This window comes from Chryseobacterium sp. GW821-FHT04C04, from assembly GCF_059420365.1.
This window is the reverse complement of record NZ_JBWKTO010000004.1, coordinates 106,520-132,917: the sequence shown is the minus strand read 5'-3', so window position 1 is coordinate 132,917 and position 26,398 is coordinate 106,520. Positions and strand designations below refer to the sequence as shown.

The 26,398-nt window shown below is 35.6% G+C and carries 18 protein-coding genes and 1 pseudogene; all 19 read right to left on the bottom strand.

Going from position 1 to position 26,398, the window contains the following annotated elements; translation table 11 throughout:
- Positions 1–89 precede the first annotated feature (89 nt).
- Positions 90–359, bottom strand: a pseudogene (locus tag AC07UM_RS13935) (RHS repeat-associated core domain-containing protein); the annotation flags it as partial.
- A gap of 425 nt (positions 360–784) precedes the next feature.
- Complete coding sequence (locus tag AC07UM_RS13930; protein ID WP_494684258.1) at positions 785–1,714, bottom strand: RHS repeat-associated core domain-containing protein; 930 nt, start codon at positions 1,712–1,714, stop codon at positions 785–787.
- 156 nt (positions 1,715–1,870) lie between these two features.
- Positions 1,871–2,209, bottom strand: coding sequence for a hypothetical protein (locus AC07UM_RS13925; protein ID WP_494683724.1), 339 nt, complete (start codon positions 2,207–2,209; stop codon positions 1,871–1,873).
- A gap of 2 nt (positions 2,210–2,211) precedes the next feature.
- Entirely contained in the window at positions 2,212–3,165 is a 954-nt protein-coding gene (locus tag AC07UM_RS13920; RefSeq protein WP_494683723.1) for an RHS repeat domain-containing protein, read from the bottom strand.
- A 120-nt stretch (positions 3,166–3,285) separates the two neighbouring features.
- A complete protein-coding gene (locus tag AC07UM_RS13915; RefSeq protein ID WP_494683722.1) occupies positions 3,286–3,642 on the bottom strand; it encodes a hypothetical protein in 357 nt (118 codons plus the stop codon).
- Between the two features lies 1 nt (position 3,643).
- Entirely contained in the window at positions 3,644–5,065 is a 1,422-nt protein-coding gene (locus AC07UM_RS13910) for an RHS repeat-associated core domain-containing protein (protein ID WP_494683721.1), read from the bottom strand.
- A gap of 102 nt (positions 5,066–5,167) precedes the next feature.
- Entirely contained in the window at positions 5,168–5,749 is a 582-nt protein-coding gene (locus AC07UM_RS13905) for a hypothetical protein (protein WP_494683720.1), read from the bottom strand.
- Positions 5,721–6,668 (bottom strand): RHS repeat-associated core domain-containing protein, encoded by a 948-nt coding sequence (locus AC07UM_RS13900; RefSeq protein WP_494683719.1) that lies wholly within the window; start codon positions 6,666–6,668, stop codon positions 5,721–5,723. The genes AC07UM_RS13905 and AC07UM_RS13900 overlap by 29 nt, the downstream gene beginning before the upstream one ends.
- 95 nt (positions 6,669–6,763) lie before the next feature.
- Positions 6,764–7,198, bottom strand: coding sequence for a hypothetical protein (locus AC07UM_RS13895; protein ID WP_494683718.1), 435 nt, complete (start codon positions 7,196–7,198; stop codon positions 6,764–6,766).
- Positions 7,195–10,767, bottom strand: coding sequence for a DUF6443 domain-containing protein (locus AC07UM_RS13890; RefSeq protein WP_494683717.1), 3,573 nt, complete (start codon positions 10,765–10,767; stop codon positions 7,195–7,197). Before AC07UM_RS13890 ends, AC07UM_RS13895 begins: the two co-directional genes overlap by 4 nt.
- A 4-nt stretch (positions 10,768–10,771) precedes the next feature.
- Positions 10,772–14,305, bottom strand: a complete 3,534-nt coding sequence (locus AC07UM_RS13885) for a hypothetical protein (RefSeq protein WP_494683716.1) — start codon at positions 14,303–14,305, stop codon at positions 10,772–10,774.
- Between the two features lie 6 nt (positions 14,306–14,311).
- Positions 14,312–15,940, bottom strand: a complete 1,629-nt coding sequence (locus AC07UM_RS13880; protein ID WP_494683715.1) for a T9SS type A sorting domain-containing protein — start codon at positions 15,938–15,940, stop codon at positions 14,312–14,314.
- A 279-nt stretch (positions 15,941–16,219) separates the two neighbouring features.
- Positions 16,220–16,630 carry a hypothetical protein gene (locus AC07UM_RS13875; protein WP_494683714.1) on the bottom strand — a complete coding sequence of 137 codons (411 nt, stop codon included), beginning with the start codon at positions 16,628–16,630 and terminating at the stop codon, positions 16,220–16,222.
- A 121-nt stretch (positions 16,631–16,751) separates the two neighbouring features.
- The gene (locus tag AC07UM_RS13870) at positions 16,752–17,150 is read right to left on the bottom strand and encodes a hypothetical protein (protein WP_494683713.1); all 399 of its coding nucleotides are present in this window, start codon (positions 17,148–17,150) and stop codon (positions 16,752–16,754) included.
- Between the two features lie 84 nt (positions 17,151–17,234).
- Complete coding sequence (gene bglX, locus AC07UM_RS13865) at positions 17,235–19,562, bottom strand: beta-glucosidase BglX (protein WP_494683712.1); 2,328 nt, start codon at positions 19,560–19,562, stop codon at positions 17,235–17,237.
- Positions 19,563–19,638: 76 nt separating this feature from the next.
- The gene (locus tag AC07UM_RS13860; RefSeq protein ID WP_494683711.1) at positions 19,639–20,346 is read right to left on the bottom strand and encodes a carboxylesterase family protein; all 708 of its coding nucleotides are present in this window, start codon (positions 20,344–20,346) and stop codon (positions 19,639–19,641) included.
- Between the two features lie 78 nt (positions 20,347–20,424).
- Positions 20,425–21,816 (bottom strand): glucoamylase family protein, encoded by a 1,392-nt coding sequence (locus AC07UM_RS13855; protein WP_494683710.1) that lies wholly within the window; start codon positions 21,814–21,816, stop codon positions 20,425–20,427.
- 70 nt (positions 21,817–21,886) lie between these two features.
- Entirely contained in the window at positions 21,887–23,305 is a 1,419-nt protein-coding gene (locus tag AC07UM_RS13850) for a RagB/SusD family nutrient uptake outer membrane protein (RefSeq protein WP_494683709.1), read from the bottom strand.
- 10 nt (positions 23,306–23,315) lie between these two features.
- Positions 23,316–26,132 (bottom strand): SusC/RagA family TonB-linked outer membrane protein, encoded by a 2,817-nt coding sequence (locus AC07UM_RS13845; protein WP_494683708.1) that lies wholly within the window; start codon positions 26,130–26,132, stop codon positions 23,316–23,318.
- Between the last annotated feature and the right edge of the window lie 266 nt (positions 26,133–26,398).

Here is a 26,398-nt window from a genome sequence, read left to right as displayed (position 1 = left end):
AAGTCACAGACTTTGCGCAGCGGTGGACCATTATATTCTTTTCCAAAATCATTTGCAGCAGCTCTTAAGGTTTTAAATCTATCTCCGGGATCCATAACTTGCATTCCATCCGGATCAATAAATCTTATTGGATTATTCATTACGTAATTATACGGTGACCATCTTCTGTATTTCTCCGCCAACGGATCCACCACACCCCATCTTCCAAGATCTGCCATGTAGAACCTTGCACCATAATCATACATACCACTTTCCTGTAGTTCATTACCATTGTACTTATACTGATAAGCATTCTGTTTTGTAGTTGTATAGTCATGCAGCATCCCAAAAGGATAATAATTATTGACTTCTACAATCTCTCCCGGTTTCCCCAGTCATCTATACAAAACCACCGCCGAAGCAGTGGTTCTTTTCTTTATCTAGGTTATTATCTAGCTACTTTTTTCTCACGAAAAGATTCGTGTGGCAATAGAGATGATCAGCTCTAATTACTAAACAACAAATTATTTCTTCAAGAAAAAAAAATATACAAAAAACATTATCAATGGAAGCGATAAAATTATATTTAGTGCATTTGCTTTAAATGACTTCATTCCTTTGATTATTACGATTATTGATAAGATAATACCTATTCCAATAATTGGCAACATTATAAAACTAATTAATCTATTGTCAGCTCCATAAGGACTGATTAACTTTTCAATATTTATCAGATAATATTTAAGAATATTAATTATAAAAATACTAAAAGATATTACTGCCGTTAATTTTATATTTATTTTTTTCATCCCACCCTATTATAATTATAACCTGCTGTTACAGCTTTTTGATCTGCTGGTGTATCAGGTCCATTTAAAGTTATTCTACTACTTATATCAGCACCTGTCTTAACCATATTTAAAGAATATCCTGTCATTTGAAAAGCCTTACCTGTCATAAAATTCCCAGCATCATATACATTGTATAATGTATTACTGCCTTCAAATCTTACAAAACCTCCTGTCCCATCGTCTGGAGTATCCGTAGGTCCCTTTAATTTAGGATAGTTATCTCCATTTCTTGTAAGAAAACCCATTTCTCCCACAAAATCAAATTCACCATGTCCTAAACTAACTCCATAGGTAAAGTATGATAAACTGCCCGTACCTACTATAGATTTTCTATATTCAGCCTTATCTTTAATATTTCCAATACCCATGGTGTTAAAACCATCCGCCATCTGTTGTGCAGAGTAAGGAGTAAAGAGTCTTAACCCATCATATTGAAGATCTATAGGAGACATCATATTTGCCTCATCTATAACAGCTTGTAATTGCTCCTGATCATTTCCATAATCATTAAAATTCAATTGGTTTCCATCCGTATCTTGTACAATATGTTGTCCTTCGTGAGGAATAACTTCTTGAACATAACCTTGCATATTGACTTTTATGATATCTTCATTTTGTCTTCCATCAGGGTCAATAAACCTTATTGGATTATTGTATGCATAATTAAACGGACTATGTCTCGTCATCTTTTCCGCCAGCGGATCCACAACTCCCCATCTTCCAAGATCTGCCATGTAGAATCTCGCTCCATAATCATACATCCCGCTTTCTTGCAGCTCCTTTCCGTTGTACTTGTAATTCTTATAACTAGCATTTCCAAAAAATGCATTTCCAGTCTTCAGATGGTTCATCCCAAATGGATAATAATCATTAGCATCTGTGATTTCAAGAGCGCCTGCGCTGCTTCTTTTGAAACTTATCCTTGCATTTCCAAAGTGATCATTATACTGGAATAATATATTAATTTTTATTCCAATATCTAAAAACCATTGAAGCTTTATACTGCAATGGTTTTTATTGTATTTATAGACACCTCCGGGTTATTTTTTTTTAAACTGTATATTGTTACATTTATTTTTCTCATACCAGTCTATCCAGCCTTTCCGGTCTTCTTTGTAATTACCACCAGGATATAGTCTCCCATAATTTGCCATGCTTTCGAAAGATACGTATGAATATTTTGATATAAATAATAATGATTTCTTAAATTGTGAGTTTTGATTTTTATAGATTAGACTATCAACTATTTTTACATGATTAAAATATTCTTTTTTAAATTTAAAATTTTCTACACATCCACTATTTATAGCAATGTTATTATCAGTGTTTGTTTTAGATATGCAATTAACTAAAAGTAATGCTATTATAATATTTTTCATATTTAAGGAATTGTCGTTTTTTTTACCTTTAACCCTCCTGATTCTGTTGGCCAAAAAGCCTGAGATGTTTTAGTCTTATTTTTCTCTTGAAATACATCAATATTCATTTTACCTTTTTCTGGCTCAATTCTTTTGTTTCCATTTACTTTATTTTCTGCTTTAAAACCCATAGCATGGGCTTTTTCAAACTGGGGATATGTCTTATTACCTTCTTTATCTATTTTAATTTCCCCCATTTTTCCTTGAGGAATACCCATTTTTGATTTTTCCAATTGCTCTGCATGTTCATGTGATAATGCTCCTGCGCTACTCGTCCCCCCTTTACCTGCTTTATCAAATTCCAAAATATCTGCAACATCTATATCTCCAGTTTGAAACCTTCCTATTATTGTTAATTCACTATTTTCGAGAATATTATTATTAACTGTTTCTTTTGCTCCAACTACACTATTATAGATGTCATAAAAAGCTTGTTGTTCTTCGGTTATAGATGCATCTTTATTAACCATGTTAAGAGTTACCTTATATTTATCTGTCCCTTCTATTCTAGTATATGAAGCGGAATATTTTCCACCAAGTGAAGAACTAACTAAATTTTCATAAGATTCCCTTGCTGAAGCGGTTGCAAATGAAAGAATTAATTCATTTCCGTCCGGATTGATAAATGCAATTGGATTATTTCCCGCATAAGTATAAGGTGACATTGGTGAGTACTTTTCAGCTTTGTTATCAATTACACCCCATCTTCCAAGATCTGCCATGTACATTCTTGCCCCATAATCATACATCCCGCTTTCCTGCAATTCCTTTCCATTGTACTTATAGTTCAAATAACCACCTAATAAACTTTTAATTCCTCCTACATGATTCATTCCAAAAGCATAGTAATTATTAGTATCTGTAACTTCAAAAGCTCCTGCGCTGTCTTTGGCAAAGCTCACACGGATATTTTCCAAGTCGTGTTTATATTGATAAATATAATAGTTTTTGATGATGAAAGAGCAAAACCACTGCAATTGCAGTGGTTTTCTATTTTATTTATGAACACGAGCGAGACGCTCGCGCCAGCTGGGAGGTTATTTTTTCTTAAACTGAATATTATTACATTTATTTTTCTCATACCATTCTAACCAACCTTTTCTATCATCTTCATATACTGCCATTGGATATGTATTTGCATAATTTAACATACTTTCGGCTGAGACATGTGCATATTTTGAAACGAATAATAATGATTTTGTAAATTGTTTATTTTGTGATTTCCTGACAAGGCTATCTACGATTCCAATATGAAAAAAATATTCTTTCTTAAAATCTAAATTTTCATTACACTTTTCATTATTAAAGATAACGCTATTATTCTCCGCAGAATTTGAAGCGTAACAATTCATCAATACTAAAAGCAATGTCAAACTATAAATTATTTGTCTCATATTATGGTAATTTTGATTTTTTTACTTCCGCTCCTCCTGTACTTGGAAACCATAAAGCTTGATTGGTTCTGGTTCCGTCTTTTTCTTTGAAAACATTAATATTATTACTATTACTAGTATTATTTGCTTCAGTTCGTGTATTGCCATTTACTTTATCCTCTGCTTTGGAGGCTTTATCGTGCGCTTTTAGAAAGTCGACATATTTTTTTCCACCTACAGCTGATGGATCTGGTTTTGTCTTTCCAAGATCTCCATTAGATAATCCCATTTTAGATTTTTCAAATTGCTCCACATGTTCGTGAATGAGTGCTCCCGCACTGCTTGTTCCACCTTTACCTGCTTTATCAAACTCTACAATATCTCCCATATCAACATCACCTGTTTGCCAATTTCCTACTTCAGCTTTCGTGCTTTTTTCGACAATAGCTTGATTAACAACCTCTTTCGCTCCAACAATATCATTATAATTGTCATAGAAAGCTTGTTGCTCTTTCGTCAATGAAGCATCTTTATTAATCATATTGAGAGTTACTTTATATGTACTTGTACCAGCGATTTGAGTATAAACAGCTTCATATTTTCCACCGAGTGTATTCTTAACTAAATCTTTATAAGATTGCTCTGCTGAAGCGGTTGCAAATGAAAGAATTAATTCATTTCCGTCCGGATCGATAAATGCAATTGGATTATTTCCAGCATAAGTATAAGGTGACATTGGCGAGTACTTTTCAGCTTTGTTATCAATTACACCCCATCTTCCAAGATCTGCCATGTAGAATCTCGCTCCATAATCATACATACCACTTTCCTGTAGTTCTTTTCCATTATATTTATAATTCTTATAACTACCTGATCCAAAGAAAGCATTTCCAGTCTTCAGATGGTTCATCCCAAATGGATAATAATCATTAGCATCTGTGATTTCAAGAGCACCTGCGCTGTTTCTTTTAAAACTTATCCTTGCATTTCCAAGATGATCCTTATACTGGTAAATATACTGATCTTTTTGGTAATCATAAAATCCTTCTGCCGTAGGAAAGAATACAAGCTGAGGAGTCTTTACAGTAGTTATTCCTAAAGGAGCAGTCTGTGCTGAAACAATTCCACTTTCTGTGCTGTAAGCCTGCTGTTCATAGGCATACTTCAATTTTTCGGAGATCCTGCTAAGCTCTTCAAGACCTCCGCTGCCACCTCCGCCACTGTTATCGGATTCACTGCGATAATATTGAAATCCATCCAGATAATCTGTAATATCGGTGACTGTATAACAGTTAACAAAACCACATTCAAATTTTGGCAGCTTTTTCTGAACCTTTGCTCCATCTGCCCTGTAGGTATATTGGGTGATATTGGAGTTTTGGGTAATCTGTTTGGGTAAATTTAAATAATTATATTGGGTGAAGGAATATAATTGTTTGAACATATTTCAAATATAAAAACCACTGCTAATACAGTGGTTTTTCGTTTTATTTTTGGACATGAGCGAAACGCTCACGCCAGCGGAGGATCCAAACACAAGTTTCTTTTAAAAAGTAATTACTTTTTTAGAAAATTTATAATTTCTAAATCCTTTTTCGTTCGCAATTATATCATATTCTTTTGTATATTTTGGTAATATCTTGAATGTTTCTTCCTTCATTTTACTAAAATATAAATGTAAATACTTTTTATTTATTGTATTTGATATAGGGATGTCCTTTAATGTCACCCTAGTTTTTCCTTTAGGTAATATAAAAAGAGTGAATGATTCATTCGTATTTTGTATAGAAGGATCGTTCATAATAGAATCTTGGACATGATTTATATGATTTTTAAGAAAAAAATTATAATCAATAATTGTTCCTCTTTCGTTCTCAATTACTTTTGGATAAGCCTCTTTTTCTTCAAATGCATGATACTTATATAACATTACATATTTATCATCATTATTATTATCTACTAAAATTGAAATATTATATAATGCTCTTTTCTTTTCAATTGATAAAATTTCAACTGAAAGTTTATCATTTCTATCTTTTTCTTGTGTGCCTTTATTTTCCTTACATGAAAATAAAATCATAAACAGTATTATCATACTTTTACCTAGTTCGACCTCTAAAACTTTCATATGATGCTCTTAATTTTAGTTCCTGTTCTTCTCTTATCTTATTTTCTGAATATCCATCTTTACCTACAAATCCTGGAAATCCAGATGCTCTAAATTCAGATTTAGGATGTGTTTCAATTAACCTTATTCCCTTTAAATCTGAATAACTATGTTCAGCCTCAGTTTTATTAAGTGTACCATTAAAATGATCTTTAACATGTATCAATTCATGTCCTAATACAATAAAGTTTGGTGCTGTTTCATACATAGTCTTTCCATCTTCTCCAAAAACTCTCATATCCTGCTTTCCTGTTGGGTTAAATATTATCTCTGAATCTGTTCCGACACCATTTGATGCTAATTCCTTATTTTTAGCTGTAGCAAAACTAGCTTTACCAATTCTTATATCAACATTATGTTCATCAGTTATTAAATCTCTTATTAATTGAGTTCCATTTTCATATTTACCATTTTTTTCAAATTTATCTATTAAAACATGTGTTTTTCCATTAACACCCTTAACAGTTGTTAATTTATCTCTAGTCAATTTTTGAAGATTTGCCATTATAGCATCAATACCTTTTTGATCAGTTCCGCTTGGAATAGTAATATCTTTATTTTGCCTTCCATCAGGGTCAATAAACCTTATTGGATTATTGTATGCATAGCTATAAACACTCCATCTTGTTGATTTTTCCGCCAACGGATCGACAACTGCCCATCTTCCCAAGTCCGGCATGTAGAATCTTGCTCCATAATCATACATCCCAGTCTCTTGAAGTTCCTTGCCGTTGTACTTGTAATTCTTATAACTACCTGATCCAAAGAAAGCATTTCCGGTCTTCAGATGGTTCATCCCAAATGGATAATAATCATTAGCATCTGTGATTTCAAGAGCACCTGCGCTGTTTCTTGCGAAACTTATTCTTGCATTTCTCAAATGATCTTTATACTGGTAAATATAAGGTTTTTGATCATTAAAGATCAAAAACCACTGCAATCGCAGTGGTTTTTTGTATTCTATAGATGACTTTTTTACATAAAAGACTTTGCTTCATTTGTATATTCAATTTTATAATGATTTTTATCTTTCCCAATATATATAAACTTATACTTAGGTAGTTGATCTTTATTCAATTTTATAGTCTGTTTATTATCAATAGTAATTGTAACATCTTTATTATTAAAAATTATACAGGCTGTTGTAAATCCTAACGTTGGCATGGTCTCACTCTTTTTATTAAGAATTATGCTATCCTCATTTTTAACAGTTATGAGATTATCAAATTCAGATGTGAAAGTTAAAAATGATTTATTTTTATCCTGTGCATTAAATTTTTTAATTAAAACTTTTGATCGTACATTATCAACAATTTCCATTTCCTTGCCATATATTTCGGTTGTTTTTATAGCAGAACAGCTTAAAAAAACAAATAAGCAGCAAACTATTATTTTATTAAATATTTTCATTGTCTTGATTTAGGTTGTTGTTCTTCTACTAGTTTAATAGCATTAGTTCTTTGTTCTGGAGTTATTTTTGTGCCTGGACCTCCTTCTCGCATTAAATTATCTGGAGAGGATTTTAAAGTTGCTTTATCATTATGTTTTATTCCTAATGTATGACCTGTTTCATGAGCACCTGTTTTAGCAACAGCAGATATATTTTTATTATTAAAATCTAATTGCCCTGTTTTTTCATCAACACCAAGTCCTTCTGTAGTAAAAATATTAATCTGAGTTCTATTTGTCTGTGTATTGTTATTAGTATCTGTCATTCCATTAGTAAAATATGTAGCATTATCAAAGAACTCTTGACTCTGTCCTTTAAAATCATCAACATTATTTTTATCATAACCAGTATTGTATTCCCATATCATAGTAGATTTATCACTCTGACTGAAAGTAATATTAACCTGATTTCCAGCAGAATCTTTCCCTCCAAAAGATGATACAATTTGAGCTTCACGATCTCTTGTCAAAGCGGACATTTGAGCATTAGAAAGAACTCCTACTGTATTATTTACAGGTTTATATGTAAGATGTAAATTGACAGTCTTGTTTTCTAAGTTTCTACTTGATACCCATTCTAATCCTTCTAATTCTCTACCATCAATTACACGATTCTCTGCAAATGCATAAGGACTATTATAGACATATTTTTCTGCTAGAGGATCCACATTAAAGAATCTTCCTACATCTGGCATGTAGTTTCTCCACTTAAACGAGTAAAAACCAGTTTCCTGAAGCTCTTGTTCCTGAAACTTATAATTCTTATAACTACCTGATCCAAAGAAAGCATTTCCGGTTTTCAGGTGATTCATCCCAAATGGGTAATAATCATTAGCATCTGTGATTTCAAGAGCACCTGCGCTGTTTCTTTTGAAACTTATCCTTGCATTTCCAAGATGATCCTTATACTGGTAAATATACTGATCTTTTTGGTAATCATAAAATCCTTCTGCCGTAGGAAAGAATACAAGCTGAGGAGTCTTTACAGCAGCTATTCCTAAAGGAGCAGTCTGTGCTGAAACAATTCCACTTTCTGTGCTGTAAGCCTGCTGTTCATAGGCATACTTCAATTTTTCGGAGATCCTGCTAAGCTCTCCAAGGCCTCCGCTACCACCTCCGCCATTGTTATCGGATTCACTGCGATAATATTGAAATCCATCCAGATAATCTGTAATATCGGTTACTGTATAGCAGTTAACAAAACCACATTCAAATTTTGGCAGCCTTTTCTGAACCTTTGCTCCATCTGCCCTGTAAAGGTAGTTATGAACCCCGCCAAGGCCCATATTTCCATATTCAATTTTGTCGGGAAGGTTCAGGTGATTGTAGGTAATTTTGGCGATGTTTTTATCCGGCATCAGCTTCATATTTCCGTTAAGGTCATATAAAATGGTTCCTCCTCCTCCTTCATATCCTGAAGGATTATTCTTGTGGTCTTTGATCACAGAAACCTGATTGGTCAGGTTATTTGATCCGTAAATATATTCCAGTTCATCAATCACTGTAGCGGTTGTATTACTTCCTTCCAAAGAGGCAGTCCGGTAAAGGTTTGTTATGTTTCCATTCAGGTCATACGCTAAAGATTCTGTATGTTCTTTACTGTAAGGGTTCATCGGGTTTTGATAATACCCTGCTGTAAGTCTGTTCAAAGCATCATAAGCATAACCATATCTTTTAGGTTCAATGGGTGGGTTAGCTCCTATAGATTCCACAGCCCTCCAGTCTACTTCTGCTATATTACCATTGTATTTTTCCTTTACATTTTTCCCGGAAAATAATGCAGAATCAGGATTGGTAACTCCATTGATTTGATTGTACTTTATTTTGTAGGAAAATAGTTTTCCTCCTAAATCAGGAATTGACATCTGATCTTTATTAATATAGGTCAGCCAACCTCTGATGTTATAAGAATAATCAATACTTTGAAGATTATTGCCTACTTTCTTATTTGTAAGCTGGGAGATCTCATTATAACTATTCTCGGCAAGAGTCTGCTCCGGTTTATCATCTACCTGATGTTTATGAACCAATACTCTGTTTTGATTATCATAGTCAAAACGTTCTGTAATTGTAACTCCAGACTCGGCTGCCAATCTCTTGTGAATAGTAACCGTTTTCTTGGGCACTCCTGCAAAATCCAGTTCAGACTGCATTCTGGTAAACCCTCCCAAATGATTGATAGAATGGCTTCCAATGGCTCTTCCTTTGTTGTCATAATAGGTATAGTTCTTCGTCCAGTTATCATCTTCAATATTTTTCACCAGACTCACCAAAGGAAGTCCTCTGGTACTTCTTCCATCAGCAGAAGAGGTATCTGTCAAAACAGTCATATCCGTTGTATTGGCAGGGAGGGCGGGATTAAAGCTGTAGGCAGGATAGGTATCATAATAGTTTACAGACAATAAAGTCACCAAAGAAGAAGATTCGGGATAGGAAAAATCTGCATTTCCATAATACACATCCATTCCCTGGCTGGAAAAACCTACAGTTCCTATTCTGTTAACATTATTGAATCTAAAGTTTTCTACTTTAATTTGTTCCTCTGCTCTTGTTCCTCCTGTACTGATTCCTGTATAAGCTACTCTTCCAAGCTGGTCATATTTGGTGAACAGCCACTGCCCTTTTCCACTTAAGACTGCATCCTGACTAGCCACCAGTTTATCCTGGGTATCATACACCATAAACTCCCAGCCTTTACCGGGGAGCTTTTTCCCCACTAAACGACTTCTGCCATCGTAACGGTACTGGTAACAAAGAGTATTAAGAAGATCATCTGTGATACTCTGATTAACAGCTTTGGGAGGAAGAACAATAGCCAGCTGGTTATATTCATTATATACATAATAAGTGTCTGCATATTCTGCATCTGAAATCATTTTCCTTACCAAAATAGTCTGACCCTGTCCGTTTTTATACTCATAGGTTTTATTCCCGTCTTCATCTGTGACAGCAGTCCTATAAAGCTGGTTGACATCATAAGCAGATATAGTTAAACCCGTCTTAGTAGCTCCATTTTCCCACACTGTTGTAGGAACAAATTTGTAGACATCATTCCCTATATTGGCTGCATATTCAAACCTGACAGGTTTTGTATTCCAGTCATTACCCACTTGTTTCTGCTCCAGAACTCTGTCTAAAGGGGAATTTTCCAAAATCTTTTCTGTGTAAATCTTTTCCGAACCATATGGGCTGCTGCTTACATTACTAAAGGGATCAGAAACAAGCGCTCCATTTGATGTACCGCTTTGAGGAATAGGAAGGTATTCTTTTACCTGTCGTCCAAACTGATCATATACAATAGGAACCACTACATCCTTTCCTAATGGGGATGCTTTTATATTGATTATTTGTTTGGGTCTTCCCAATCCGTCCAGGTACTGAACCGTTTCTGAAGATTTTGTTACCGAGGTTCCGTTATAATCAAGATACGTTTTGGTCTGAACATAATTTTCTGTACCAGGAATCGTGGAAAGCTGGGACTTGGCAGTTCCCATGATAAGGATTCCTATTGGGATTATGAGTTTTTTCATCGGTTTAGTGTTTATAATTGTATTTCATTTCCTTCACCTTCTGCTGCTCCATATTCTTTACCTGCTGAGGTCTGTTGGCATCATCATACAGATAATTTTCCCTGATTCCCGATGGAGGGGTGATACTGGTTACCCCAACTAGAGGATTATGGGTATAGGTGGTAATTTGAGGAGTTCTTCTCGGAAGGGCTTCAATGGCTTTTCTGAAAGTAACCAAATCATTAATTAAGGCTGATTCATTAGCCGGATTTGCAGCATCTGAATTAGAAGAATTAACGGCTGCTGCAATAACAGCATCCGGAATTTCACTTAAAGTAATCCCTACGATTTTAGCAATAGGAAGGGTTTTATTATACCCCCAGATAATAACCGTCGAAATTCCGTCTCTTCCCGTATATTGCTGTACATTTCCCATTTCATCATATTTATCATAGGTAAATTCTTTTGAGATCGTATTTGATAAATCTGTAGAATTGATCTGATAAGGCAATGCCAGTCCGGAAGTTTTTGCATCTGCATCAGCCTGACTGACTGGATATAAAGACTCTGCTTTAGAAAGGATTAATCCGTCTTTTTTGGTTTCCGTTTCTAATGGAACACTTATAATATTTTTATTGATAAGAAACAGATTTCCTTTCTCAAGTGGATATTTATAAGAGGTCTCATCTATCGTATTATCTGATGAAGTCGTTTTACTCTTTTCAATATTATCGCTAATGTTATAGGTGTAATCTTCAACCGTTTTCAGTGTTTTATTATTAGGAAAATACTGGGTTTTCTTAGATTGTATTAAATTGGTTTTCCCCACAATTTCCTTAGAAAAATAATATTGAACAAAAGACATCGGATTGACACCGAATCCTATTGCAGAAGTATATTCACATAAAAAAGAGGGCATACTGGTACACTTATTCATGGTAAACTTGTATGACTCATAATTGTCAATATGAAAAGTATTGAACCTGTTGAAAATAAAATTATTTTTAATCAGAAAATTAATACCTGTGATCTCAGTAGTAGAATGATCATCATAGGTATTCTCTTCTTGTAAAAGCATATTGTTATTGGAATCATATACTTTCTTATTCAGCAGATTGCCCCTGCGATAGTCGGTATTTTGAGTATACGCTGCCGGAGGAGACATGGCAAAATAAGAAAACAATGGATTGGGTGAGTCAATGGGACTTGAAAATTGATGAACTGTTTTTCCTTTAAAAACAGATGAATCGGAAGCTGCCGTATAATCAATATCCTTAACGGTAATATATTGATAACCCACATCAGCTCCTTTTGTTTTCTCTGATGAAAGAACATTTTTGGTGGATGTCGTATTATAGGTCATATCTAAACCATGGTCCTTCTTAACTGTGGAAGTAGGAGAAATGCATAAATACATATTGTTATACGCTTCTTCATATTGGAAGACAGGAATCGGAAAAACCAATGCCCCGCTACTCTTGGAAGTATTTGTAATATCATTATACTCATAGAGTTTCTGTTTTTGCAGCACTTTTTCATTATAGAATTCAATATCTCTGATCCTGATTCCTCCTCCATACAAATAATTCAATGAATTATTCGCCTTTCGATAATACCCGGAAAATCTTGCTGTAAAATTGGTAGGAATAGGGTTATGCGGCATATTCCCGGATACAGTACTTAATGTTACATAATATTTCCCAGCAGGAAAGCTTCTCTTTTGCCACGGATTATAATTAGGATCTATGTCAATAAGCGGACCTAACCCCTGAACCATTGCATTTTCCATCTGACCGGTGGCTTCATTGAGTTTGTAAAAATTCAAAGACCACGGCTCGCTCGTATAACTCCCCCCTTCAGAATAAAATAAGATTTCCTGTGGCTCTGTGAGTGTGAAAAAATAAGCAGGACTTTGCCCAAAATTATTGATCGTTACATAGGATGACATGGTATTCCAGTTCCCCAGATTGGATGAAAAATCGGTGATTTGCTCAATCGGATTAGCCGTCGGATCCTGGCTTTGTGTAATAGAACTCGGTTTATAATTGAATCTGTTCAATTCATAATTATAGCGAATCTCCCCTCCGGTAGGCAGCTTCATTTTGGTAAGAACATCCCTCTCGATACATCCGGGAGAAGATTCAAACATGGTTTGAGGAGCCAGCAAATCTAAAATTGGGGTTTGCTGTACACATCGATAATGTCCCCATAAGTCCCCTCTTACATCTTCCGGCGCATAGGGTAACTGTTTAGAATTCCCTCCATAAGTAAAAGTGTAAGAATGGTCTTCCTGTACATTTTTATCAAGAATGGATACTTTTTTCAGCATCATTTTTGAATCATATACATAGTCAAAATTATACTGCTTGGTAAGCGCATTGCCAAAAAAATCTTTTATGATGATTGTACTGAGTTTTTTGTTATTATTAGGCATCGTGAGATTGCTGTCCGTCCTGTTTCCTGTATATTCAAAGTAAACTCGGGCTCTGTCTTTCACCTCAATATTATCTAAAAACCGGCTATAGGTATGGTTTAAACTTGTTGAGGTCTCGTAATTAGCCGGGAAAGTATTGACAATATCATCATAACAATCTGAATATTGAAGACTTCCATCAAAAGGATGAAGCGGCCCTCTTCTTTTAGCAATAAAAGTGGATACAGACTGCTCAATACCATTTGTATAATTGAACTTTACTAATAATTTACTATCCTCATACACTTCACTAAGATAAAATCCCGTATTTAAATTCTGATATTCAAGATTATCATTGGTATTCACATTGGATGTATTGGTCGTATTGATGAGATAGGAACGTGAAGACTGTTCTACCACATTAAATACATATTTTAATCCTTTATCATCAGTAATTTCAAACTTTATAGGCACATTTTTACTGTCAAAAGTAAAATCTATCTTAAAATTATTTTTATCCAGTTTTACTAATTTCAGGAGTCCAGTTGTCTCATCTCTTTTAATAAAAAATCGTCCGCTATAGCCCATAAAATTGTACTGGTACAGATCATAGCTATTATCAAACCTGTTGAACAAAACCGATTCAAAAATTTGTCTAAAAGCCTTCTGATCATTGAAGCCGCTTCCACTCCCATTCTGAAGATAATTTTTAACAATATTATAGTTATTTGTAAAGGTTTCCAGACTATTAAAATAGATTCCATATTTTCCGGTCACCTGATCGGATTCATCTGGCAGATCCCTGATGGTACGGGAAATCATTCCCCCGGCGAAAAGACTCCATCCTAAACCATATTCTGAGGCTACGTCATCTACTTTTGCACTTAAAGGGTGATAATTAAGTGATATATTCAGGTTTAATTTGGAACTGTTTGTGGAGAAATTTTCAATAGGAATATTAACATCCGGAATCCCTGTATAAAGACTCACGGGAACTTCTTCAAATTTCATTAAAGAGCTTACACCCGGACTTTGAGGCAAACTGCGGTTGAGTTCTTCTACATAGTTTTTCCCTTGTCCTTTTGCCAAAAAAAGGGCACCACATATAGGGAAAAAGAAAATTAATTTGGCGATTACTCTTTTCATTTGTGTTTATTTCTTAATTAATTTGGCATTCGCCGTTTTATTATTATCAGTTTTTATCGTCACCAGATATGCTCCCTGAACCAAAGCCTGAGTATTAATCTTAGTTACTCTGTTCTTTGTTTTTATACTTTGAAGTTGTCTTCCACTCATATCATACAAAAGAATGTCAGCATCTTTGAAATCAAAACCGATTTCTACATAAGCATACTCTGAAACTGGGTTTGGATAGATTTTGATGTCGTATTTTTCGATCAATTGATCAACCTGCTTGTCTCCCAATTTTACAATTTTCCAGTTCTCTTTGCCAAGCTCTTCTGCACTGGTTCCTGCCAAAACAATGGAACCATCTCTGTTGAGTTTTAAATCGGAAAGCCTTTCCTCTTTTTTTCTAGATTCTCCGGTGATATGCTTTCTCCACTGTTCATTGCCATTTTGATCTAAGTACAGCATCCAGAAGGTTTCGTCATCTGTTTCTATTCTTCCTTCAGCCTGAGTGTAGCCCCCCAACAATACTCCTTTGGAAGACTTGTCATCAGCAGAATGAAGGACACTCATACTCATTAAAATATCACGGTTTTTGAAATTGTAGGATTTTTGCCACTGTTCATCTCCTCTTTCATTTAAAGAAATCAACCATAGGTCTGTACCTTCTTCAATGCCAACTGTTTTATTTCCTGATCTTTCCGATCTGGATTCGCCACCAATGATGAAACCATTTGAAGTTAAAGCCAGGGTTCTGATGTGATCATCTCCTTTCCCTCCAAAGTTCTTTTCCCATTCTACTTTTCCGGTTTTGTCTAGCTTGACAATCCAGTAGTCACCTTCACCGAAATTGTCGCTCTGCTTGGAGGTTGCAGATAATAGGTTATGGATTGCTGCTCTGTCAGACGGATTATTTGTATTGATCTTTGTTTGCTGATTATTGTTTTTAACAGATGAACTTCTGGAATAAATTCCCAGTAATGCTCCACCATCTTTCGTGGGAATCATTTTCTCAACTTCGTCTAAACCTTTTCCGCCTAAAATTAATTGTGATAATTCTTTTCCATCTTTATCCAGCCTTGTAATCAAGACGTCTTTGGAACCGTAACCTTTTGCAGCATTTTGTACATTCCCGGCAACAAAAAATCCTAAGTCGGTTGTTTGAATCACCGCTCTGGCTTCTTCATCGGAAGAACTTCCCAGAGTTTTCTGCCATAGTTCATCTCCAAATTCATTGATTCTGATCAGCCAGATGTCTGAACCTCCTTTGGAATCCTCTTTTTTATCCAGTCCTTTTCCTGAATAAGAGGTTCCGGCTAAAAGAAATCCGCCATCCTGTGTGGTAACTGTGGCTGATAAATAGTCATGATTCTGACCGGAGAAATATTTTTCCCAGACTTCATTTCCTTGCTGGTTGAGTTTTACCAAATGGAAATCATAACCGTTGTTTTGCTTTTGGCTGCTGGCTGCTTGCGATTGGCTTTTAGACTGTATTGAACTTCCTGTAATAAGATATTGTTGGTCTATAGTTGTGGTGACCTGGCTGAGAAAATCCTGGGTAGAGGATTTGATGTCTTTCTGCCATACCACTTCTTGGGCAGAGATGCCCAAAACCATGCATAAGGTGAATGCATTGATATAGAATTTCTTCATTCCCGTGTTGTTGTTTTCTGAGTTAGTAATTAGTTTATTGAAACCGCGCAAATTTAACACTTTTTAAGAAACGAAAATTAACTTTTTTAGGTTTAACATAAATCTTACTATTTATTATTAAATTATTATCATACAAATCTCAATTCGTCTTATTATGATGTAAAATTACCGCTGTACAGCGACAGAAATTGTCGTATAAAAGTCAATTTGAAACTAATTAATATATACCCACAAAAAAACCACTCTTCCGAGTGGTTTCCTATTCTTTGAAATCTGATCTTATTCGTAAATTACTACCTCATTTTTCTTGATTTGGTAGCTTTTTTTGTGAGGAACTAAAACATAGCTGTCTTTAATGTGAGTTCCGCTTTTCCAGATTTTTTCTTTTCCTTCTTTATTCAGGATAATGCTTTTCGCAGCTCCATCCGGGATGAAGACTTCAGCTTTTTTCATATCTTTATTGAAAATCACTGCGGTCATAGAAGTATAACTTTTATCTGAACTTACTTCCTTTAGTTTTATTTTCTGATTGAAAGTTTTTACACAATCATTTTTTAACTGTGAGTAGGTATATCCGGCAGAACCGATACAACCGTGAACATCTCTATCTCCTCCTACCACTGGAGCTTTTTTTTGTGCAACAACTAAGGAACAAAGAAATACGGCACTGAATAAAATTGTTTTTTTCATATATAAGATTTTTTGTTTTTTGATGGGTAAAACTATGTCCCCAAACTGGGTATTAGTTTTGCTCTAAGTTACAAAAAAAAGCCACTCATACGAGTAGCTTTCTATTTTTTGCCATCTAGTCTTATTGATAGATCACAACATTATCTTTTTTAAGCTGGTATCCGCTTTTTTTGAAAGGAACCAATACATAGCCATCCTTTTTCCAAGCCTTGGCTTTACCTCCGGCTCTTGTTAGGATGATGCTTCCTGCTTCGGCATCCTTAACGAAAAGCTCAGCTTTTTTCATGTCTTTGCTAAAAATAACAGCAGCTATTGAAGTAGAACTTCCTTTCGGAGCAACTTCCGTTAGCTTGATCTTTTGTTCAAAAGTTCTTACACAGTCTTTTTTAATCTGAGAGTAGGTGTACCCTGCAGAACCAATACATCCGTGTGCATCTCTATCGCCACCTACTACAGGTGCTTTTTGTGCGAATACTAAAGAACCAAGGAACATCGTGCTCAATAAAATTGTTTTTTTCATGTTGATTTGCATATAATAATAAGTACCGAGGTATTATTAAAAATCATGCCAAAAAAACACAATATACAGTTCTGTGAGTAACTTTTATTTAGTCCAATTGATCTTCGAATGCTTCACCTCTGTAGAGCTGGTACCGATCATAATATCAAATTCACCTGATTCCCAGTCATATTTCAAATCTCCGTTATAGAATTTAAGCGTTTCAGGAGTGATATCGAACGTTACTTTTCTAGATTCTCCTTTTTTCAAAAATACTTTCTGGAAGCCTTTCAGTTCTTTTACCGGTCTTGTGATACTCCCTACCCTATCTCTGATATATAGCTGAACGACTTCTGCCCCATCATAATTCCCATCATTGGTTACAGTAACCGATGCCTGAATCGTTTGATTTCCTTTAGGGTTTGTATTGGATACTGCGATATCAGAATATCCGAATTTTGTATAGCTTAAACCAAATCCAAACGGATACAATGGAGTGTTACATTCATCCATATAGTTGGAACGGAATCTTTGATATTCACATTTATCAGTAAGTTCCTGACTCAATGGACGACCCGTATTTTTAGCATTATAATAAATAGGAACCTGTCCAAGGCTTCTTGGGAAAGTCATCGGAAGTTTTCCTGACGGGTTTACTTTTCCAAATAAGACATCAGCAATTGCATTTCCTGCTTCAGATCCTGCAAACCATGCATTCAAAATAGAATCCGGAGTATCTTTCACATTGGTTAACGCTAATGGACGCCCGGTGAAAAGAACCATAGCAATTGGTTTTCCGGTTTTCTTTAATTCATTTAATAAATCAACCTGGGATTGGGGAATTGTAATTTCAGTTCTTGAAGAAGATTCTCCACTCATTTCTGCAGATTCTCCAATAGCAAGAACGATAACGTCTGCTTTATTGGCTACCTCTACTGCTTCTTTTAAAAGTTCTTCTTTAGAACGGTTATCCCGGTCTGTTTTCTTTCCATGCGCTGCATAGATATCTTCTAATTTAGCATCATAATCGATATTGGCACCTTTAGCAGAAAGGAACTTCACTTCTTTTCCGTAGTTGGCCTGAAGACCCTGCATTAAGTTGACAGCTTTATCATGTTTTGCAGCCACACTCCATGTTCCGGCCATGTTGAGTGAGTTGTTCACCAAGGGTCCGATTACCGCAACAGTTCCGGTTTTTTTCAAAGGAAGAACCTGATTTTCATTTTTCATCAAAACCATTGACTGAGCCGCAACATTTCTTGCAACATTTCTGTTTTCCATGCTATAAACTTCTTTTGCAGCCAGTTTTGCATCACCATATTTGTATGGATCTGTAAACAGTCCTAAGTCATATTTTGATTCAAGAACTCTTTTTGCTGCCAAATCGATTTCGGCCTGTGTTACTTTTCCTTCAGATAAAGATTTTTTTAATGTTGTTAAAAAGCCTTCTCCTACCATATCCATATCAACACCTGCTTTCAACGCCAATGCAGAAACCTGCTGAAGATCTCCCATTCCATGGTCAACCATTTCGTTGATACCGGTATAATCGGTTACCACAAAACCTTTAAAGTTCCATTTGTTTCTTAAAACTTCTGTTTGAAGCCATCTGCTTCCTGTTGCAGGAACTCCGTCTACTTCATTAAAAGAAGCCATTACAGAAGCTACCCCCGCATCTACAGCGGCTTTGTAAGGAGGGAAATATTCGTTAAACATTCTCACATGACTCATATCAACCGTGTTGTAATCTCTACCGGATTCACCGGCTCCATATAATGCAAAGTGCTTTACACAAGCCAGTATATTGGTACCATTTGCAAGATCTTTGCCCTGGTAACCATAGACCATATTTTTAGCAATTTCACTTCCTAAATACGGATCTTCACCGGAACCTTCTGAAACTCTACCCCATCTTGGCTCACGGGAAATATCCACCATGGGAGAAAATGTCCAGTTGATCCCATCAGAAGAAGCTTCTTTTGCGGCTACTCTTGCTGACTGCTGAACTAAATTCATATCCCATGAAGCGGCTAAACCTAATGGAATCGGGAATGTCGTTTCATAACCGTGAATAACATCCATTCCGAAGATCAAAGGAATTTTAAGACGGCTGTTCTCTACCGCTACTTTCTGAACGGCTCTGATTTTTTCAGCTCCTTTTATATTGAATAGTCCACCGACTAAACCTTGTTCAACTTTTTTACCGATATCGGAACTTTTAGCCAAACCAGTAGTAAAATCGCCTGAACTTGGTAAGTTAAGCTGTCCGATCTTTTCGTCTAATGTCATTTTTGACAAAAGGTTGTCTACAAAAGCTTTCTTTTTAGCCTGATATTGAGCCGTCTGATAAGACTGAACGGGCTTTGTTACCATTTCCTGTGCCGAAAAGACAGGTGCCAATGCTAAAGTGGCGATTACAATTAACTTTTTCATAAATCTATCTTCTTAAATTATTGTTTTATATTTTTTAATTCAACGGATTCTTTTTCTTCAATTATTGTGTGTATGATTACTTTTCTTTCTTTTTGGACAGCATCCATTCATAAAGCTTCGGGTTTGAATAGGCCGAGTCCCATGAATTATGATTGTCATTCGGGAAAATCACCAATTCTGCCGTTGGATTTACCGGATGCAGCTTTTGATAAAAATTAAAAGCATTGACAGGTAACACGATATCGTCCATTCCGCCATGAAATATTTTCATATTCAAGTCTTTAAATTGATGGATATTAGCCGTCATTACCTGATCTGTAGGGGCACAAACTGAGGCCACTGCGGCAAACATTTCCGGATGTTCCATTGCCAGTTTCAAAGTTCCCCAACCTCCCATAGAAAGTCCTGTAAGGTAGATACGGGATGCATCAATTTTATATTTTTTCTGAATTTCCTTGATCAGATTGTAGACCGTAACGGTATCCCACCATGCCCCTTCGGGACATTGCGGAGCCAAAATAGCCACCGGTTCTTTGATCAGGTTTTTATACGTAAACGGGCTGTGTGCTTTTACCAGCTCAAGATTATTTCCACGTTCACCGGAACCATGAAGAAAGACAATCAAGGGTACATTTCCTTTTGTATTCTGAGGATAATCCAGAATATAGGATATTTTTTCTGTCCTTTTAATTTCTTTATGTAATTCTCCTTTTATTTCCTGCGCATTCATTTGCATTGAAAACGGCAGTAGTAAAAGAGGAAGATGTTTCAATTTTAGTTTCATATTGTTATTTAGGTTTTGGCTAAAGCCAATGGATTTGATCTTTTTTATGTAAACGGGCTAAAGCCCATTTCTATTGAATTATTTTATTCCATATTTGGCTGACTGGAAACTTAATTTTTTCAATCCCTGCTGGATTTCCGGAGCATTCATGAATAATTTCCATAAAAACCCTGTTCTGTAGTTTTCAATCATCGGAGCAATTGTTCCCTGATCGATCGCTAAATATCTGGGTGTCGTCCAATTGTCATAATTGATCGAAGTGGCATCGTAAGGACCTGCAGAACCAATAAATTCTGGCTTTTGGGTATAAATGAATCTCAGGAAAGCCATTGATTCTTTGGGTGAATACGGAAAACTGCTCAATGCAGCCGTAGGAGTGATTACCCCGTGGTCATTTTGTGGAAAGTGGGCATCATAGCCAACGCTTCCATCTTTATTTCTTGAATAGCCTGCTGTTAAGCCCCAATAATTTGGTCCATAACCTTTCCATTGTTTTGGATTCTCAACACAATATTTATAGTCGATAAGGACTTGATTTTTATTTAAATCAAAATAATTTTTAATTAATTTATCAGATAAATTTGTCGGATCTAAGCCAATATATGAATATTGCGTCCAGAATAGTGGTCCTCCATATTCTTCAGCTCCATTGTGTTTTACATACATGGGAAGTCCGTATTTTTCTTTATCTGAAAGGTAGGTTCCATTTCTGGTCCAGCCTTTATAATACGTCTCGGCATCGATAGAATAAGTTGGTGAAGAGGCTGCTAGAATATAGGTAATGAGACATTCATTGTATCCTTCGAGAGGAAAATTCATTTCCCATTGGTATTCCGGTGACCAATGCCAATACAATACTTTTTCACCTCCTTTGGTATACCAGTTCCATTGAATTCCTTTCCATAGCTCATCGCATTTTGCGGCTAATGCTTTTTCTTCCGGGGTTCCATTTTTAAAATACTCACGAACCATCAGTATTCCTGAAGTAAGGAATGCGGTTTCCACAAGGTCACCTCCATTATCTTTTTTACCAAAAGGAACGGTTTTTCCGGTTTCTCCATTGATCCAGTGTGACCAGGCTCCTTTGTGACGATCTGCCTTTGCCAGAAAATCCATGATGTGAGTAAGTCTTTTTACAGCATCTTTTCTCGGAACAAATCCTCTTTCTACCCCTACCAGAATCGTTGCCAATCCGAATCCTGAACCTCCTGTAGTGATAACATGTTTATCGTTATCCGGATAAATATTGTCTTCATGATAACGTTCTCTTCCTAACATCGACTTTGGTTCAGCATAGTCCCAAAAATACTTAAAGGCATCTTTCTGTACTCTGTCCATCAGCTGTTCATCAGTAATATTACTTTTTACGGCTTCAGTTTTTCCAATTTCCTGTTTTGCTACAGAAGTATTTTTACAGGAATACACAAAGAATAAAGAGGTAACGGCAATTGATAATAGGTTCCTTTTCATGAGATCTCTTTTATTGGGTTCTAAAAGAAGAGGAGAACTTTCATTCTCCTCTAATGTTTATGATTTATTTTTAATAGCCAGGGTTTTGTGTAAACAATCCTAAACTTGCATTCATTGCATCCAATGGAATCGGGAATAATTCGTTCTTCCCTGCTTTGAATCCATAAGAAGCAAGTACCGTAGCTGCCTGTCCCGTTCTTACAAGGTCTACGAAACGGTCTCCTTCCATAGCAAGCTCTACTCTACGCTCATGCCAGATAGCTGTTCTTAATGCTCCTTGCGTTGTAGCTGTGGTTCCTGTTAGTTGAGCTCTGCTTCTCACCCTATTAAGGTTAGCAGTTGCTGTAGAGGTATTACCCAATTCGTTTGCTGCTTCTGCATTGATTAATAGAATCTCAGCAAATCTCAGGATTCTGATATTTTGTCTTGAACCATAAGCACAAGCACTATTATTCAACGCTTTCGGAACATATACTTTTTGGTTAAATGTCGTTACAGAGTTTGGATCTCCCATCGCAATAAGATCTCCTTCCGGAGTAGTCTCTCCATTTCTAAGAATAGTAAGTTCTTTTCTGATATCTCCTGGCTCAAATGCATTTTCCAATGCCTGAGATGGTGTGAAGAATCCCCATCCAAACTGGTTTCTTACTCCCTGTACTTCAGCATACTGGCTTCCTCCGAATTGAGTGGAACATTCGCAGTTCACTTCAAATACAGATTCTTTTCCAAATTCTCCTGCAATTCTGAATACATGGTTGAAGTCAGGATCCAGATCATATCCCATAGTCATTACCTGATTAGAGGTTTCGTATGCTTTCTGCCAATCTTTTTTGTACAGATACACCTTTGAAAGCAATCCTAAAGCCGCTCCTTTGGTTACTCTTCCAAGATCAGCTGCTGCATAAGTTTGAGGAAGAATAGCCGCTGCACTGGTAAGATCTGAAATAATAAAGTTATACACTTCTTCTGCAGAGTTTCTAGGAACTGTATAAGTAGAAGGAATTCCGTCAAAGATAGGAACACCACCGTAGATTCTCAGTAGGTTAAAATAAAAATAAGCTCTCAGCATTTTTGCTTCAGCAATCAATCTTGTTTTTAACGTGGCATCCATTTCAATTTTCGGAACATTGGTAATCACCTGATTACATCTGTTTATCGCCTGCCATTGTCCGATCCAGTATCCTCTAACTCCATCATCACTTACGGTGTAAGTAAATTGGTCGTAAGCATTGATAAAGGAAGCATCCCCAGGATTAGATCCTTTCACCACATCATCTGCCGGTACTCCAAATATGAATTGATAAGGAAAAGCCGAATTTTCCCAGCTTCTTAAAAACACATAAATAGCATTTGTTGCCTGCATTGCATCTTCCTGAGTTTTGAAAAAGGAATCTGCTTCTGTTACTCCTTCCTGTTTTATATCCAGATAATCGTCTTTACAACTTATCACTAATGAAAATAAAGCGATTGATAAAAATATTTTTTTCATGTTCTTCTAATTAAAATGTTAAGTTCATACCGATTGTATAAATGGCTGAAATTGGATAAATATTATTATCAACCCCCATTTGCACTCTGTCTGTATTCATGATCTCCGGAGAGAATCCATGGTATTTAAAACTTGTCCAAGGGTTCTGAGCACTTAGATACAGTCTGAATTTGGTAAGTAATAAAGATTTTGCAAAGTCTTTCGGTAAATTATACCCTACTGTAATATTTCTGATTCTGAAATAGCTTCCATCTTCTACAAAGAAACTGCTTGGCAGAATAACAGACTGGTTATTGGTCGTCATTGGATATGCATTGGACGTCCCTGCACCATTCCATCTGTTGTTGTAGAAATCAAGATCCCAGTTTTCATTTCCATAACGCTGTTCGCGGTTATAGTTATAAATCTTGTTACCAAATACTCCCTGGAAGTCAACGGCAATATCAAAGTCATAAACATTTAAATTAACTCCAAATCCGTAAGTTCCTTTCGGAATCGGGCTTCCTAAGAATGTTTTATCTCTGGTATCAATAACTCCGTTTCCATCTATATCCGCAAACTTAAGCCAACCTGCTTTTGCTCCGGTTTGACCAGAAGCGGCAGCTTCAGCATCAGTTTGGAATACCCCAGATACCTCATATCCATAATATGCTCCTACAGGCTGTCCGTTTTGTAGTCTTACAATAGAGTTTCCAAATAAACTTGCTCCCGTTTCAAGATATGAACCTTGGTATACGGATGTAATTTTATTTTTAAGAGTAGTAAGGTTACCATAGACTCCTAATTTTACTTTATCAGAAATTTTCGTATCATAATTTACGGCAACTTCAAAACCTCTGTTATTAAATGAATAGGCATTAGTAACAAAGTTTTTCCAGTTACTTGCTCCCGAAACGGTTCCTTGTGTAACACCATATACTACATCCTTAGTATCTTTATCAAAATAGGTGGCATCAATTTTCAATTTGTTATTGAATAATCCCATTTCCAAACCAATATCTCTACCTGTTGTCGTTTCCCAGCCAATGTTTGGATCAATCACTCTGTCAATGGTCTGTGCAGGAGCTCCTGAATTTCCATAATATGCACCTTCTTTAAGAATTGTAGTTCTTAAAGTATACGCCCTTGTTACATCCGGATTACCCAGTTTCCCCCAGCTTGCTCTTAGTTTCAAAAGACTGAATACATTCTGATTGCTCATAAAGTTCTCTTTGGAGATTACCCATCCGGCACTTACTGCAGGGAATACTCTGTGTCTGTCTCCTGAGGAATATTTCGAAGTACCATCTCTACGAACAGATCCGTTTACCAGATATTTCCCTTTATAATCATAGTTCACTCTGGCAAACATAGACTCAATTCTATCCTGATAAGGAACTACATCATATCCTTCTACATCCTTGTCAATCATAATGATATTAGTCCCGTTGAAAATATTCATAGAAGCATTCGTTCCGTCATAATTAACGTTAAGAGCCTCTAAATAAGTTTGAGAATAGGAGTTTCTTGTTCTGGAGAAACCAGCAAGAATTTCAAGGTTATGATCTCCTAATGATTTTTTCCAGCTTAAGGTATTATCCCAAATATAATTTCTATTTCTTGAATCTCTTGTAATCAGTTTATTAGGCTTCTGATCAGAAACAGGAACATAATTAAATGTAGGGGTATACTCGTAAAGGTTTGTATTATAATTATCTGTTGTATAGCTTATTCTTAAAGTAAAGTCTTTCAAGAATTTATATTCAGCCCATACATTGTTCAATAATCTTTCCTGTCTGTTCTGAGAACGGTATAGATCTAGTATAGCTCTTGGGTTAGGGATAGAATATCCATTAAAGAACTGATATCCGCCATCATTCGGATTCATCACAGAGAAAATAGGAGGAGCGTTATAAGCATTCAGTAAAGGATTTTTTGCCTGATCAGTACGCATTTTGGAAAACGTGAAGTTATTCCCGATGGTTAAGTTATCAGTAATCTTATAACTAAGGTTTAATTTTGTATTAAGTCTATTAAATCCTGATCCTGAATTAATCCCTTGTCCTGCAGCAATATTACCTTCATCCTGTAGATTCCCTATACTTGCATAATAATTAAGCTTTCCTAAGCTTCCGGAAGCAGAAAAATCATTAGAATTAATGATACTTGTTCTGAAAATCTCGTTGAACCAATCTGTGTCTGCCGGGAAATTCGCTCTGGAAAGTGCTCCGTTAAGATTTCCATTATCATTCATCAGCTTCTCATTATAAAGCTGAATGTATTGGTCGGAATTAACCATCTTAGGAACATTGGTAACCTTCTTAATTCCTAAATAAGAATTGAAATTGAATATTGGTTTCCCTCTTCCTGTTTTTGTCTTAATAATTACAGCTCCGTTAGCAGCTCTTGCACCAAAGATTGCTAAACTGGAAGGGTCTTTCAAAACACTCATGGATTCAATATCCTGAGAACCAAGGAAAGAGATATCATCCGTGATCATTCCATCAACAATGAATACTGTTTTACCAGTAAGGGAACCTACTCCCCTGATATCTACTCTGGGTGAACTTCCTGGTGTACCGGAATTTAGAATCTGTACCCCGGATAATTTACCTTGTATTGAACTTATTGGGTTAGCGTTCGGTTTATCGGCAAGATCCTTTGCTGAAATCATTCCGATACTTCCCGTCACGTTTTCTTTTTTCTGAGACCCATATCCGATCAAAACTACTTCCTCGATCTTCTGCTCTTTGGCAGTTGTATCTTTTGGAGTAGTCTGCGCATTGACGTTCATACCAAAGTACAGAACGGCAATGAGACATGAGTACTTTAAATTACTTTGTTTCATATAGTTTCAATTTTATTCAAATAAATTCAAATTTGTACCTGTCTTAAATAGTGGAGTTATTTAAAATCTCAAAAAAAGACATTAGCCAAAAATATAAAAAATATCCTACAATGTTAATTTATCTTAAACATTTAAAAATTATCACCTTTTATTAGATAAAAAATGAAAACTCATTTAGTTTTATAATTTTATATTCAAAATAATTATAAAATAAATATCATATTATTAATGTCAAATTAACATTTTTAACACAAAAATTCACCAAA